The organism is Runella sp. R5_40 (assembly GCF_057652295.1).
In genome coordinates this window covers 66,989-81,231 of the sequence record NZ_JBYFCH010000022.1, presented here as the reverse complement: position 1 = coordinate 81,231, position 14,243 = coordinate 66,989, and the positions used below count along the sequence as shown (strand labels likewise).

General features: G+C 45.0%; 11 protein-coding genes. 6 read left to right on the top strand and 5 right to left on the bottom strand.

Annotated elements, in window-relative coordinates; all coding sequences use genetic code 11:
- Positions 1–180 precede the first annotated feature (180 nt).
- Positions 181–2,391: a hypothetical protein gene (locus tag AC23N5_RS26030; protein WP_487757785.1), complete on the bottom strand. Its 2,211-nt coding sequence runs from the start codon at positions 2,389–2,391 to the stop codon at positions 181–183.
- A gap of 128 nt (positions 2,392–2,519) precedes the next feature.
- Here AC23N5_RS26030 and AC23N5_RS26025 point away from each other — a divergent pair, with 128 nt between their 5' ends.
- From AC23N5_RS26025 to AC23N5_RS26015, 3 genes are all read left to right on the top strand, one after another.
- Positions 2,520–3,320 (top strand): RpnC/YadD family protein, encoded by an 801-nt coding sequence (locus AC23N5_RS26025; RefSeq protein WP_487757784.1) that lies wholly within the window; start codon positions 2,520–2,522, stop codon positions 3,318–3,320.
- 136 nt (positions 3,321–3,456) lie between these two features.
- Complete coding sequence (locus AC23N5_RS26020; RefSeq protein ID WP_487757783.1) at positions 3,457–4,281, top strand: SGNH/GDSL hydrolase family protein; 825 nt, start codon at positions 3,457–3,459, stop codon at positions 4,279–4,281.
- Positions 4,282–4,435: 154 nt separating this feature from the next.
- Positions 4,436–5,329, top strand: a complete 894-nt coding sequence (locus AC23N5_RS26015; protein ID WP_183978642.1) for an NAD-dependent epimerase/dehydratase family protein — start codon at positions 4,436–4,438, stop codon at positions 5,327–5,329.
- Between the two features lie 58 nt (positions 5,330–5,387).
- Here AC23N5_RS26015 and AC23N5_RS26010 read toward each other — a convergent pair whose 3' ends face one another.
- The 4 genes from AC23N5_RS26010 to AC23N5_RS25995 form a co-directional block, all read right to left on the bottom strand.
- Positions 5,388–6,566, bottom strand: coding sequence for a sialidase family protein (locus AC23N5_RS26010; RefSeq protein WP_487757782.1), 1,179 nt, complete (start codon positions 6,564–6,566; stop codon positions 5,388–5,390).
- An 80-nt stretch (positions 6,567–6,646) separates the two neighbouring features.
- A complete protein-coding gene (locus tag AC23N5_RS26005) occupies positions 6,647–7,702 on the bottom strand; it encodes a polysaccharide deacetylase family protein (protein ID WP_487757781.1) in 1,056 nt (351 codons plus the stop codon).
- 92 nt (positions 7,703–7,794) lie between these two features.
- Positions 7,795–10,164, bottom strand: coding sequence for a GH92 family glycosyl hydrolase (locus AC23N5_RS26000; RefSeq protein WP_487757780.1), 2,370 nt, complete (start codon positions 10,162–10,164; stop codon positions 7,795–7,797).
- A 58-nt stretch (positions 10,165–10,222) separates the two neighbouring features.
- Positions 10,223–12,148: a PfkB family carbohydrate kinase gene (locus AC23N5_RS25995; RefSeq protein ID WP_487757779.1), complete on the bottom strand. Its 1,926-nt coding sequence runs from the start codon at positions 12,146–12,148 to the stop codon at positions 10,223–10,225.
- A 312-nt stretch (positions 12,149–12,460) separates the two neighbouring features.
- Between AC23N5_RS25995 and AC23N5_RS25990 the strand changes: the two genes are divergently transcribed.
- The 3 genes from AC23N5_RS25990 to AC23N5_RS25980 all read left to right on the top strand — a co-directional run bounded on the left by AC23N5_RS25990 (position 12,461) and on the right by AC23N5_RS25980 (position 14,217).
- Positions 12,461–13,162: a hypothetical protein gene (locus tag AC23N5_RS25990; RefSeq protein ID WP_487757778.1), complete on the top strand. Its 702-nt coding sequence runs from the start codon at positions 12,461–12,463 to the stop codon at positions 13,160–13,162.
- A gap of 546 nt (positions 13,163–13,708) precedes the next feature.
- Positions 13,709–13,963, top strand: a complete 255-nt coding sequence (locus tag AC23N5_RS25985; protein WP_183978654.1) for a type II toxin-antitoxin system Phd/YefM family antitoxin — start codon at positions 13,709–13,711, stop codon at positions 13,961–13,963.
- Positions 13,960–14,217, top strand: coding sequence for a Txe/YoeB family addiction module toxin (locus tag AC23N5_RS25980; RefSeq protein WP_487757777.1), 258 nt, complete (start codon positions 13,960–13,962; stop codon positions 14,215–14,217). Before AC23N5_RS25985 ends, AC23N5_RS25980 begins: the two co-directional genes overlap by 4 nt.
- The last annotated feature ends 26 nt before the right edge of the window (positions 14,218–14,243 follow it).

The following is a 14,243-nucleotide window of genomic DNA, read 5'->3' as shown; positions in this document are numbered from 1 at the left end:
TTGTACATAAAACCCCTTATTTCGTACATGAAAATTGGAGGGGGTAAATTGGGGTGAAGATAGTGGGACACGAAAAGTGGAACGTAACTTGCTATACGTATATTTATGCCATTTAGGTATATAAAAAAAACGCAGGCCACTTCATAGCGTAGCCTGCGTTGGAGTAAGAGTTGAAAAATGTTATTTCTTGACGGTATTGGTCGTAGCGCCACTAATAACGCCTAAATATCGTCCAGCCCAGTAAGGAAGCAGCCAAATATCTCCCGCGCTCATTTCTGAACTACCACGCCCGTTTCGGTCTAAAATAAACCGACTGTTGTTGTGGCGAATAATGCCCAGCTCGTCGGGAGGAAGTACTTCTTTGGTGGTTTGTTCGATAAAATTGGGGGGCAATAGTTCAATGTCTTTGCGGTGGCTATTTTTTATCGTCCAATCAATCATATCGAGTGGATATTCCTGTAAATACCAGACCGATTCTTCCAAATCAAAATCTTGAATGCCTGTGATAGCCGTCAAAATATTCCATAGACCATCTTTTTCGGGGCGCTCAAATTGCCAGTGGTCCACGATGGCTTTCTTGTAATTGGCCTTCAATGTGTCATTAAACGCGTAGCGATACAAGCCCCAATAACCCATGTAGTACATTTCATCGTCGGAGTGATTCCAGTCGCCCGAAAGCATCTTGCTCCAATCGCTGGCATTACCAGGAGCTTGTCCGATGATTTTCATGGGACGCATCAGGTTTTCGTAGTACCCATGTTTTTTCATCAACTCAAATGCCTTGGCCTTGTATTTTTCTTTTTTGGTAAAATGATAGGCCGTTTGGAGCATGGCTACGATGTTGGATGAATTGAGCTTGCGGTCACCCACGTTGATGGGGAAGTTGTTGACATAATCGGGGTGCCATTTTCCCCAAAGGGTAGGTTTGCCGTCCCAGTCCACCAAATACATGTCATTTTTGATGATGTGGCTCATCAACGTGTCAATCAACGCAATAGAGCGTGATTTAAGGTCTTTGTCGTCAATCAACTCGGCCATGGCACCAAACGCAAAAATGTGTCCAATCACTTCGTCGCTGCTTGTCGTGGACTTCCAATCCCATTCGGGATCGTCGGTACGGCGCCACGGTTTGTCTTCGTATTTGTAGCCTGTACGTTCATACGACCGCGACGGAAAACCAGGGATTTTATTGATGTCGTACAGCCGTTCCATGGCATCCAACGATTCGCGGCAGTTTTGGAGGGCTTGTGGGTCTTTGGTGGCGGCGTAGCGGAAGATTTGCCCGCCCAAATACATGGAAGTCCAAAGGCCGTCGTTGTCGGAATCTTGCAATGTCCCCGTGGCCAAATTTCCGTTTTTCATGCGCCCGAGCGTGCCATTAAAGCCATCCCGAATGTGGCGAGTGCGCACTTGTTTTTCGTAGAACGTAGCTTTTTCTTGGAGCGTCATTTTGGTGAACATAATTTTTCCAAGCCCTTTGTCGGTCAATACCAAAATGGAACCATCTTCGCCTTGGGCGATATGCGTCACTTGGTTGGACGGAAGCCAACGTTCGGAAGCATAATAGCTAAATTTTCCGTCAGGTTTTTGGTAAAAAGCTCCCTCGCTCGAACCAAACCAAAGCTGATTGCCAATGGCCGTGATGCAAGTGATGTCGACCGAGGGAAGTTTTTGCTGGAGTGGCGTGGTGACTTTACCCGTTTTATCCAGTTCCAAATACCCATTTTTAGTGCCTACAACGAGTTTGGAAACAGTGACTTCCAAGGCCGTGAGGTTATCGGCAGCATAGACTTTTTTCACTGCTTTGGCCCCTTCCGCAACCGAATACACCGCTTTGTCGGTCAGTACATAAAACTGTCCGTTGGAGTATTTGATGTCCAAAACGCGTCCTTCGAGCCCCGTTTCCTTCCAACCCGTTCCTTGTTTGGGAAGGTATTCTACCTGTGAACCGTTGGCAATGAGGAAATTAAAGTCACTGCCGCCTGCGAAGAGGTGGGCGTCGGGGAGTGAATGTTTGAGAAACAACTTGCCTGCCCAAGCATCGCTCAAAACCGATTTGTTGTCAATCAAAACAAACTGCTGCTGATAAAGCGATAAGTTCGCGATTTTTTTATCGGCAATGGGGCGGTAAGAAACATCTTTTTCTAACGTGCCAGGATAGAGCAACTGCCCCGCATGAGGTTGGAACAAACCCGTTTTTGTACTGATTTTGATGGTTCCATTGCGGTCAGTGAAAACACGAAGCGGCTCAACGCTGTCTTTGAAATAATACTTGATGGCGTAGTCTTGCGTAAAAGGCGTGTCTCGGTGTACAGGTTGCTTGGGTTTTTGGGCGACTAGGTTCAAAGTACATAGTACCGAGAATAAAAAAATGGGGAAGAATACTCTCATTATTTAGGTGATTGGTGTAACAGTAACTTTTTAGAATACGCAGATTTAAGCACCAAGGGCTATTTTGGGGATTCAATTTTTGGAATCTAAGCTACTCGTAATACTCTAAATCTGTGTATTTTTGTACAATGAATCAGAAAAGGAAGCAAGCCAATCAATACGACAAAATTTTTAAAGAAAATATAGAGGTTGTCATTCCAAGCTTGATGGAAAATGTCCTTGGGATTACTGCGATTTCTTTAGAAGAACTGCCCGACGATATTCAACATACCAAAGAACGAAAACCTGATGTACTTAAAAAAGTAACGGATAGTTTGGGTAATACCTTTGTGTTACAAATTGAGTTTCAAGTAGCTGATGAACCAGAGATGGTTTACAGAATGGCAGATTATTATATTATGCTTGCCCGTAAATATAAATTGCCAATTCGTCAGTTTGTTATATTTCTGGGCAAAACCATTCCTCAAATGGAAACAGAACTTTTAATGGAAGATTTGAGTTTTAGATATCATCTTCGTTCTATTAAAGTTATTGATTATCAATTGTTTTTGAGGTCGGAGAAGCCTGAAGAAATTGTTTTTGCCGTACTAAGTAATTTTGGTGCAGATAAACCTGAAACAGCGATTGAAAATATAGTTGACCGACTTGAAGAAACAACTGACACGGATTTGACGTTAAAGAAATACATAAATCAGTTGCGTATATTAGCGGAACTGCGTAAATTAGATTTGCAAATCGACGAAATCATGGAAAGTATCTCAAAATATTTAAACGAAGAAAACGACTATTTTGTAGTCAAAGCCAAAAGAAAAATCGTTGAAAATTTATTAAAAGAGACTGATATGGCTTTGGATAAAATTGCCAAAATTGCAGGAGTGACTATTGACTTTGTCGTTAATATTCAACAAAAATTGTCTCCTGAAAAGTGATTTGTTAGAAAAGTCCCTGTGTAATAAAATACTAGAAATTTTGTAATAAGCTAACATTCAGTGATATAGTGTAAATACAGCAAAGCCCCCGTTAAAAAACGGGCCCAAAGCGCTTTTAAAGCTAAACGCACTACACATGAAAAAATGGCTCATTGCTCCCGTATTGATTTTTCTCTTTTGCTGCTTTGCCCCCGAAAAAATGACGTGGGTGGCGTTGGGAGATTCGATTACTTACCTCAACGAACACCAAAATGAAACGGGCAACCGCATCACCAAAGGCTACATGACGATGGTGACGGAGAAATTGCCTCATATTCAGTACATTAATCAAGGTCATAATGGCTGGACGGCCGCGCGTATTGCGGAAAAAATCGAAAGCCTTAATTTGGTCAAGGCCGACGTTTATTCCGTCTTTTTAGGAACGAACGATTGGTGGGGAGGCCGACCCGTGGGTACGATGGCTGACTACGAAAACAACACGGGATTTGGGACGCTCTACGGTTCGTTTCGGATTATTATCAACAAATTTCGGAGCCTCAATCCCGACGCAAAAATCATTCTGATAACGCCGCTTCAACGCGTGGACTTTGTGTATATCGCCAACTTCAAGAATAATGCTTACGGGTCGTACAAAGACAAAAAAGGGCAATACTTGGAGCAGTTTGCGGACGCCATCAAGGCCATTGGGGAGCGGGAGAAGCTACCCGTCGTGGATTTGTACCACGATAAAAAATTAGGACATTCTAAATTGGTGAAGTTTAAGCGACTCAAAGACCCACAGACGGGACAATACAGAAACTATTCGTATCCCGATTTTGTGAATATTCCGTTTAACCCCGAGACAGATGAGTACCCTTACCCCGTCGAATCCATCGCCATGACTTACGACGGCCTACATCCCTCTGATGCTGGTTATGAGGTGATTACGAAAAAACTGGTGAAGATTTTGAAGAAATTGTAGATTTTTATAACCACTAAGGCACTAAGTGTCACTAAGATATTACTCTTCTTAGTGACACTTAGTGCCTTAGTGGTTAAATATAAAGCAGCTAACTTTACTAGCCTAGGGGTTGTTATCAATACTGTTATTCAAATTACACAAATCAATCACAACAATGCGAATATTATTTACGGGAGGCTCAGGAAAAGCTGGAAAACACGTCATTCCGTACCTGCTCGAACAAGGACATAAAGTGTTGAACCTAGATTTAACGCCGTTGCATCATCCAGGGGTAGCTAACCTAACCGCCGATATTACCGATTCGGGGCAAATGTTTAATGCAATGACTTCCTACACGGGGTTTGAAGAGCTAGAACCAGGTACTGGGGTGCCAAAATTTGATGCAGTGGTGCATTTTGCGGCAGTTCCACGCATCTTGCTAAAGCCTGATAATGAAACGTTTCGGGTCAATACCGTAGGAACTTATAACGTGATTGAAGCGGCCGTAAAATTAGGTATTAAGAAGATTATCATTGCATCGTCGGAGACTACGTATGGTATATGTTTTTCGGATGGTGCAACTGATCCTCATTCGTTGCCATTGGAAGAAGATTACGACGTTGACCCGATGGATAGCTACGGGTTGTCGAAGGTAGTAAATGAAAAAACCGCCCGAAGTTTTCAGCGTCGCTCAGGATTTGATATTTACGCACTTCGTATCGGAAATGTGATTGAACCACATGAATACGCTGAATTATTCCCTCATTATTTCAACCAGCCCGAAGTACGCCGTCGAAATGCTTTTTGTTACATAGATGCTCGGGATTTGGGGCAAATTGTGGATTTGTGTTTAAAAAAAGACGGCCTTGGTTACCAAGTGTTTAATGCGGGAAATGATCATAATGGCGCGGTTATCCCGAGCAAAGAACTAGCCGAACGGTTTTTTTCAAATGTGCCCCTCACGCGCGAATTGGAAGAACACGAAGCGCTGTTTTCCAATCGGAAAATTCGTGAGGTGTTGGGGTTCAAAGAACAACATAACTGGCGAAACTATGTAAAATGGGACTAATGTAAGGCCAACGTTCATCAGGAACACTGACTCTTACATTACCCTTTTTGTTTCGGCTTTAGTTGATTCTTTTTGGATTTACCACCACGTATTTGATGGACTTATTTTTGTTGTCGGCGTGGGCAGAATAAGTGATGTGCAAAAGCCCGTCGGTCGTTTGGATGAGGCAGGGGTACGAATAACCGCCTTTGTCGCGGGGATGGTCTTCTAAGCGGGTTTTCCATTTCCAGGTTTTGCCCTCGTCGTCAGAAAGATACAGGCTGACACGGTAGCGACCGTCTTCAATGTCGTTGCCAAGAAAGGCCAACCGCCCATCTTGCAAATTCAATAATTCGACACTCGCGGTGTTCGGAATGTCACTCTTGACCGAAGCCGTCCACGATTCCCCTTGGTCGGACGATTCGCTCACGTGAACGCGCGTAGGGGCGTCGCCGCTGTCGCGGAGGTAAGCGATGAGGTTGCCGTTTTTACGTACGGCCAACGCAGGCTGAATCGGTCCACGCCCCACCAAAGGAAGGCTAGGACGCCAAGTAGCGCCAAAATCGTCCGAAATGGCCATCATCGAAAAATTGTAGCCGTCGGAATAAAGGGGCAAAACAATGCGTCCGTTTTCAAATTGAAGCGGTTTGATGCGCGTCATCCACCCGATGCTTCTTTTGGTGGCATCTTTGGCAGCTTCGATGACCATGTTGTCGTATTTGGGGGCATAACCCGCCCACCCTGCGGTGTATTCGGGTAGTTTCTTGAATTTTTCGGCTACTTCTTTGGCAAAACGGTCGTCGGGTTTGAGCAAAATATTGTCTTGCCAATTCCAAACGGGCGCACCGTTGCCGTTGTAATCCGTTGATGTTTTAAACCGAAGAATCGACTGTTCCCATTGATTGGCTTGTACGGCAATCCATACCAAAAACAAGGTGCCTTTTTGGTTTAAAAACAAGACAGGATTGCAGTCGGGGAGGTGTGGGGTATCGGCCATTTCAAACGGCTCGCTCCATTTCGTTTGCCCTTTTTTGAGACGCGAACCCATGATTTTTACATCGTCGGCTGTACGTTCTCCGCTGCCATAAAACCATACCGAAAGAAAATCGCCGTTGGGCAAAGCCACAAGACTACTTCCATGGACGTGTTTTTCTTGGGGTGGAAAAATCAGCGTCGATTGAACGATGGGGGATTGGGCAAAGGTGCTTTGAAGGAGACAAATAAAGGCAAAGAGGAAGAAAGAAAAATGGGATTTCATTGGTGCTTTTTTATGTTAAAAACTTGCTAAACCTATGAGGTTTGTTTTCCGTCGTTATCGAAACCTCATAGGTTTAGGGCTTATTTCACTTTCTTACGACGTTCCATTACTTCCCGCCAAGTGGTGAGAATGATGCCTTTCGATTTAATGTAAGCTTTCAACTCGGGACTCATCATCGAGAGCATATCGGCATACCGCGAACCGCCCGAAGCACTGATGTGTTTGAAAGCGTCGGTGATGTCGCTGCTGTGGACGATAAACATGGCCAAGCCTGGCTGCATGGCATTGAGGGTTTCGATGAATTGTTGAGCTTTATATTTGCCCCATTCTTCGGGAGATGGGTTCGGAGTGGCTGGTTTCCAGTCGCCGCTGACGGTGTGCAAATCGTCCAAAACAGGTAAGCCCAATTGCCAGATTTTTTGTCCCACTGCCGTCGATGATTTCGTCAATTCAGGGTCAGGAAGTTTCATCCCGTCTTGCCATTTTCCTTCGGCTTTGAGTTTTTTGACCACAGGCAAATTGAGGCATTCTTTCAACAGTTTGTTGTTGCCTCCAGGAAACATGACAGGAATCTGGTACTCGGCTCCTACTTTGATGTAGCGTTCTAAAAAAGGCTGGTGTGCAAAGAGTGTCCCCATGTGCGAGTCGAGGTGCGTAGGTTTGAGCCCCATGCGTAGCGCCCGCTCCACTTGCGCGCGGATTTCTTTTTCAACGTCGTCGGCCGTGCCATTTTTCACCACTTGAGCTACTTCGTGCCACAAATTGCCTTCGTTATCGACCAAACTAGGCACGTTCTGAAAGCCAGCTAGCGGCGTCCAGCGGTAATCGCGCCACTCAGAGGTAAGGGTAAGGTGAACCCCTGCGTCCAAATTGGGATTGCTTTTTTTGATGTAATTCACAAAACTCGCCGACCACGCACACGGAAACATGATGCTGCACGAAGTGGCAACGCCTTGCTCCACCGACTTGATGGTACCCTGATTGGACGAATAGGACATGCCTGGGTCGTCAACGTGAAAAATAACGACTTTGGCGCCTTTGGGCCAGCCAAGCTTTTCGGCGTAGGTCTCTTGGGCGTGTGCCCCAATAGCAAGTAGAGAGGCGGCTAAAAGAAGGGCTAATTTGTTGATTTTCATTGTGTTGGTTTTTGGTTTTACCACATAGTTATCATAGGTAAGTTTCACATAGACCACATTAGTAAACTAGGTTTTCTATGTGGTAAAAGAAACTAAAGACTCTGAGAGTAAGGCACAGATGTTTTACCCGTTGCCCATGTTTTATTAGGTTGGTCACCCATTTCAAACACCAATTCTCCTCCCGCCATGATTTCGCTGTGGTCAATCCAGCTACGGTCAAAAGGCTTGCCGTTGAGGGTTGCCGATTGGATGTAGCGGTTTTTGTCAGAATTGTTGTGGGTAATGATTTTGAACGTTTTTCCATCTTTCACCCCAAAACTTACTTCGTCAAACAGCGGACTGGCGATGACGTATTGCGAACTTCCAGGCGTTACCGAATACAGCCCCATGCTACTCATTAGATACCAGGACGAAAGCGAACCCATGTCTTCGTTTCCACACAAACCCGCTGGCCCCGTGCGGTAGAAACGCTTGAGTACTTCGCGCACCCAGTACTGAGTTTTCCAAGGCTGAGCTGCGTAATTATACAAATAGGCTACGTGGTGCGAAGGCTGGTTTCCGTGAACATATTGGCCAATGGTGCCCACGACGCCGACGTATTTGGGCGGGGTAATGGACGCATCCATGTTGAAAAATGTATCCAAACGGTCGGCAAAAGCTTGATTTCCACCCAGTAGCTTTATCAGACCAGAGGCATCGTGCTGCACCGACCACAAATATTGCCATGCGTTTGACTCGGTATAATGGCGGTTGGGACGGCGACCTACCAAAAGCGGGTCAAAATAGCGGTAATAATGATGCTCACCTACGGAGTCGATGGCTTGCTGATTGGTTCCTAAAGCTTCTAACCAAGCACCGTTGGCACGGCGTGGACGCATAAATTGGGTGGAAGCGTCATAGACATTGCGGTAATTTTGGGCGCGACGGTAAAACAAAGCGGCATCGTCTTTTTTGCCCAATGCCTCGGCCAAACGCGCAATGCACCAGTCGTCGTAGGCCAATTCCATGGTGTTAGGCACCGATTCGGTCGTTCTGTCGCAGGGAGCGTAGCCAAGTTGGATGTAGTCAGCTAAACCAGCTCGGCCTGCGCTGGCAGGAATAGTGGCGGGCGGTGACTCCAAGGCTTTGCGGCGCATGGCAGCATAAAGCGCCTCAATGTCCCAGTCACGATAACCTTTAAAATAGGCGTCCACCACGACAGGAATCAGGTGGTCGCCCACCATGCTTGGGCGGTAGGTATTGCGGAAATGTTGGGCGGGCAGCCAGCCAAATTCTTGGGTTTTGGCACCAATGGATTTGACAAAATCATTGACGTGCTGAGGCGCAACAAGGGCCAACAACGGATGCTGCGAACGATAGGTGTCCCAACAAGAAAAGGATGTAAAAAAGCTGTAATTCTCCGCTTTATGGATTTTATGATCCATGCCCATGTATTGTCCATCGACGTCTTGCCCCGTATATTGGGATAATAAACTGCGGTAGAGAGCGGTGTAAAAAATCTCTTTTTGGGCCTCGTCATTGGTTTTGACAGCGACTTTTTTTAGCTCTTCGTTCCACGACTCGCGGGCATCATTTTTAACTTTGTCAAAATCCCAATGAGGAACTTCGGCTTGTAAGTTTTTGCGAGCACCCTCCACGCTCACGTGTGAAATCGCCACTTTGACCGTTACTTGGTCGCCTCTTTTGGTAGAATAACCCACAAAATAGCCAATATTGAGCCCTTTTTCTTCGGTTTTGTAAGGCCAATATCCCTCGGCCGATTCGGGCGTAATGTAATCGTTGTCCCACGTACCGTAGTACTCAAAAGGGCGACTAAATTTTGCCACAAAATAAACCATTGTGCCGTTGGCGTCCTTGTACCCTTCAAGGGTAGAATCGTTTACCATTTTTACAAACGAATCCCCACTCGTAGCATTTCCTCCGATTTCGTGGCCAATGTCCATCAAAATAGTCGCTTTTCGTGCTTTGGGGAACGTATAACGATGCACTCCAACGCGGGTCGTAGCAGTAAGTTCGGCTTTTACTTTGGGGTCTTTGAGGAAAACCGAATAGTAACCAGGGTTGGCTACTTCGTCTTTTTTGTCATAACGGGAGCGATAGCCCGCGTCAGGGTTTTCTTTCGTTCCTGCTGAGGTTTGTACTTTGTCACCCACAATCGGCATCAAGAGCACGTCACCACCCGTCGTCATGCCTACACCGCTGAAATGGGTGTGGCTAAAACCAATAATTGAGCTGTCGGCATAGGTATAGCCCGAGGCGTACGTCCATCCTTTTACGTCGTGGTCAGGACTGAGCTGGACCATGCCGTAGGGGAGCGTTGCGCCAGGGAAAGTATGCCCAAAGAAATCGGTTCCGTTGAACGGGTCCACGTAATCGACGGGGTCTTTGGAAGACGAACCGCATCCCCACCAAAGAAAGGACGTAGCTAAAAACAAAAAAGAGGTTGTATAAAAGTGCTTCATTTTCAAATTGTCTAAACCTTATAGGTTTCAAGAACCTATAAGGTTTGAGGAGGTAGTTTTACACCGTTTCAGTTATTTCTTCTTCTTTAAAAAGCAAACTGACAAGCTTTTGATACTGCGAGAAATCAGGAATAATGAGTTGGGCACCTGCTTTGACGAGGCGAGGACGTTTATCGAGGTTATACCCAAAACGTTGCACCTCATTGCTGGCAATCCCCACCGAAATTCCCCCCGAACGACGTCCTTCGCGGATTTCGTCGGGACCATCGCCCAACACCACCAATTCGTTTCCGTTGAGGTTGTTTTCACGGATGATGCGTTCGATAATCATCTTTTTGGAGAACTTAGTGTATTCACGAAGTGCGCCGTAAATCCCTCCATCAAACAAATCAGCATAGCCAAGCACGGTGGCTTCGTTGCGAACATCGTCCACGTCGGTGCCGCTGGCGAGGTACATGGTGACACCGCGCGCTTTAAGTTCTTGCAAAAATGACACCGCACCTTTGAGGGTATAATCCTGCCAATCCAGTTCGCCCGCTTGAAGTTTGGCAACGCGTTTGTCCACCAATTCCATGAGAGCGTCGTTGTAAATTTGTTTGTATTCAAACTTGTCCAAAATCTGCTCTTCTGGCACATAGCCCGCCTCCCGAACCATGTTAACGAGCCCCTCCATTTGGTAAATGGTCTGAATACCAGTGGTTTTGTGGATAAACTCTTTGACTTGTCGTAACACTTTGTTGTACGTCGCTTGATCGACTGAGTCGTAGTGATTTCCCAAAATCGCCTTCATCATCACGGGTTCCATGATTTCCTCCCAGCCGTGGCGGAGGGTACTGATGGTGCCATCGTGGTCAAAAACGGCGTATTTGATGTGGCCAAGTCGGTCTAAAATAGACTCGTCGCAAAGCTCAATTTCCGTTTCTGGTAAAAACACCGCTTGGCGAGGGTTTTCGGCTAAGTCAACTTGGTAGGCATAGTGTGGGTCTTGGCTGATGGCCAAAATTTCTTGTGCATTGGCAGTACCTGTGGTAAATAGTTTTTGTACCGTAACCCCTGCCGCAAAATTGGCAAACTCGGCGGCTTCGGCTGGACTCACCCCCACCGAAAGGCAGAGTGTAATGGCGCTGATAACGGTATCGCCCGCGCCTACGGTGTCGAGGCGGCTGGTGAGTTGTAGGCCAGGGACTTCGTTGAATCCTGTGGTGTCAAAAGACGTAATGCCTCGTGCCCCGCAGGTGACAAAAACGGGTTTTTGTGATGAACTGTGCAGGGCTTTCCCGTAATTGATGACATCGGCACGGGGGAGAACCGTACGAGGCTCTACTTCTATGCCATTGAGGTGGGCGGCTTCTACGTCGTTTAGTTTTCGGTAAACGTTTGAAAAACGCTCGTTGAAGTGACGAGAATCGACTAAAATAATTTTGTGGCTGTATTGGTCAAAAAGAGCATTTGCTTTTTCGATAAAACTATCGTTGGTGATACTTCCTACGACTTGTTGGTTGAAAATCAGGGCATCACAGCTTTCCAAAGCAGATTGAATACTGGATAAAATCAATTCATCGGTTTCGAGCGAACGCTGATTATACACCCCGAAGTCGATGCGAGGTTCTTCTACACCTTCGACGTAGCGTTTGAGGTACGAATACGTTTGGAAATCTTCTTTTTGGACAAAAAGCGAGCTAGTGTCGGCTCCGAGGGCTTGCAGTTGAATCGCTAATTCACGACCAAAAATGTCATTGCCCACAACCCCAATTACTTTGATAGAAGCAGGCCCAAGGGCGGCTAGATTGGCAACCACATTGCCCGCCCCACCAGGGGTATAATAGTGACGTTCGACGGCTTGGGCTTGTAGCCCCGTTTCGATGGAAACCTCCGAGTTGCGGGTGTCCATAATCCAGTAAGAATCAAGGCAATAGTCGCCATAGACAGCAACGTTGGCCGATTTTATTTTTTCAAGAATAGCATTGATGTGCAAGGTGTTCATAAAAACAGATGGGAATATCTACCGTTTAATTTTATTGGTAAATACTCCTACCAGAGAAATCAAGGCTATTGTTTTACTGATTAAATTCAAAGTTTATCTTCGTTTGGTGCTATGTGATTGGGGGTTGTGAGCAACCCTTTCGTTGGGATTTGAGAATCCCAACGCACGCGTGTGTGAGCGGGATTCTCAAATCCCGCGAAGGCGAGGATTCTTTCCCGTTTCTTGGTGAATCAACAGAATTTTTCGTTACTTACTTTCGGAAATGACCGTGAACCTTATAACCTAAGTAATCCAACATTGACTTTTTGTAAAATGGAAGGCGAAAAAATAAAACAATTTTTCAAAAGTGTGCTTGAAAAATACATCTCAGAAGTACTTGTCATTTTTATCGGTATTTCAATCTCTTTTTTCTTTGATGAATGGCGAGAAAATAGACAAGACAAAGAAACGATGAAAAAGCACCTAGTTGTCTTGAGAGCTAATCTTGTTCAAGATACGACCCAACTCACATTTATGATAAATTTTGGTAATGGTATTGTGCGGAACATAGACAAACTAGCCTATTTTAGACAGGACTCAGAAATCACCGATAGTATTGATATATATATTGACAATGCGGCAAGTTACTTGGTGTTTAAACCAAATCTGATTGCTTATGAAGAGATTAAGCAGTCGGCACATACAAATTTAATTGAAAACGATTCCTTAAAAACGCTTTTTTTATACCACTATACTTCCACCATCCAGAATTGTTTAGAGTGGTGTGAAGTGGATGAAACCCATACGATGACCCAGCTTATTCCAGAAATGACCATTTATTTTCCTGTGGTGGCCGATTCTCTAAATAAAGTATCGTCATTTGAAAAAGCGACGGCTTTGAAGGGGAAAAAACTTAGGAACTTGCTTCTAGCGAACTCTACCTACAAAAAAGTGACTATACAGTTTTTAAACATAACCAAAAAGTCAACCAACGCCCTTTTGAAAAAAGTGGATGAAGAGCTGGCAAAAGATTGATGCACTGGGATTTGAGAATCCCAATGCACGCGCGTGAGCGGGATTCTCAAATCCCGCGTATGTGCGTAAGGTGTGCAAGGGTTCTCAAACCCTTGCGGTTTTTGAAGAAAAGCCTTTATCGTTAATGAGGTTGTGAGCAACCCTTTCGTTGGGATTTGAGAATCCCAACGCACGTGAGAGAGCGGGATTCTCAAATCCCACGTATGTGCGTAAGGTGTGTGCAAGGGTTCTCAAACCCTTGTTGCTGTTAAATATGTGCCTTAGGATTGGTTTAAGTGTTTTGCAAAGATAGCGCGAGGCTCCCCCTCGTGCTGAGGATTGAAAGGCTTCCAGCCGACTGATGCAACAGTAAACTGCTAGTTTCATCGGGGTTGTGAGCAACCCCTCGTTGGGATTTGAGAATCCCAACGCACGCGACGCCCGTGTGTGAGCGGGATTCTCAAATCCCGCCGCTAGACAAGCGAAAAAAGATAGCCTGATTTTTTCATATTTTGCTTGTATTACACAAAATATGTACATAATATTGTACAACAAATGGTACAAAGTATGATAACGGCAACTATTTCCGACTTTAGAAAAGATATCAAATCTTACCTTGATAAGGTAGTCCAGAATTTTGAAACATTAATCATTAATCGAGGTAAAGACGAGGGAATTGTCATTATGTCTTTAGAAGAATACAATTCGCTGATGGCTACTAGTCACGAATTATCTTCTCGAAAAAATGAACGTAGGTTAGATTCTGCCATAGAAAAATTTAAAAATGGTAAATCATTTGCCAAAGACTTAACTGAGCTATGAAATATGTCTTTGTAGATGAATCTTGGGAAGATTATGTTTATTGGCAAAATACAGATAAAAAGAAGTTAAAAAGAATCAATGAACTCTTGAAAGATATTGCAAGAAATCCTTTTGATGGTATTGGTAAACCTGAACCATTAAAACACAAGTATTCTGGTTTCTGGTCAAGAAGAATTGATGAAGAGCATCGCTTAATTTACAGGTACGAAAATGAAGAGATACATATTCTAAAATGTAGATTTCATTACGATTAAAAACACGAATAGCGCGAGGCTCCGCC

Excerpts from the sequence above, each read along its gene's own strand:
- AC23N5_RS26015 (WP_183978642.1), top strand. The coding sequence starts at position 4,436 with ATGCGAATATTATTTACGGGAGGCTCAGGAAAAGCTGGAAAACACGTC.
- AC23N5_RS25990 (WP_487757778.1), top strand. The coding sequence starts at position 12,461 with ATGGAAGGCGAAAAAATAAAACAATTTTTCAAAAGTGTGCTTGAAAAA.
- AC23N5_RS25980 (WP_487757777.1), top strand. The coding sequence starts at position 13,960 with ATGAAATATGTCTTTGTAGATGAATCTTGGGAAGATTATGTTTATTGG.
- AC23N5_RS26020 (WP_487757783.1), top strand. The coding sequence starts at position 3,457 with ATGAAAAAATGGCTCATTGCTCCCGTATTGATTTTTCTCTTTTGCTGC.
- AC23N5_RS25995 (WP_487757779.1), bottom strand. The coding sequence starts at position 12,148 with ATGAACACCTTGCACATCAATGCTATTCTTGAAAAAATAAAATCGGCC.
- AC23N5_RS25985 (WP_183978654.1), top strand. The coding sequence starts at position 13,709 with ATGATAACGGCAACTATTTCCGACTTTAGAAAAGATATCAAATCTTAC.
- AC23N5_RS26000 (WP_487757780.1), bottom strand. The coding sequence starts at position 10,164 with ATGAAGCACTTTTATACAACCTCTTTTTTGTTTTTAGCTACGTCCTTT.
- AC23N5_RS26010 (WP_487757782.1), bottom strand. The coding sequence starts at position 6,566 with ATGAAATCCCATTTTTCTTTCTTCCTCTTTGCCTTTATTTGTCTCCTT.
- AC23N5_RS26030 (WP_487757785.1), bottom strand. The coding sequence starts at position 2,391 with ATGAGAGTATTCTTCCCCATTTTTTTATTCTCGGTACTATGTACTTTG.
- AC23N5_RS26025 (WP_487757784.1), top strand. The coding sequence starts at position 2,520 with ATGAATCAGAAAAGGAAGCAAGCCAATCAATACGACAAAATTTTTAAA.
- AC23N5_RS26005 (WP_487757781.1), bottom strand. The coding sequence starts at position 7,702 with ATGAAAATCAACAAATTAGCCCTTCTTTTAGCCGCCTCTCTACTTGCT.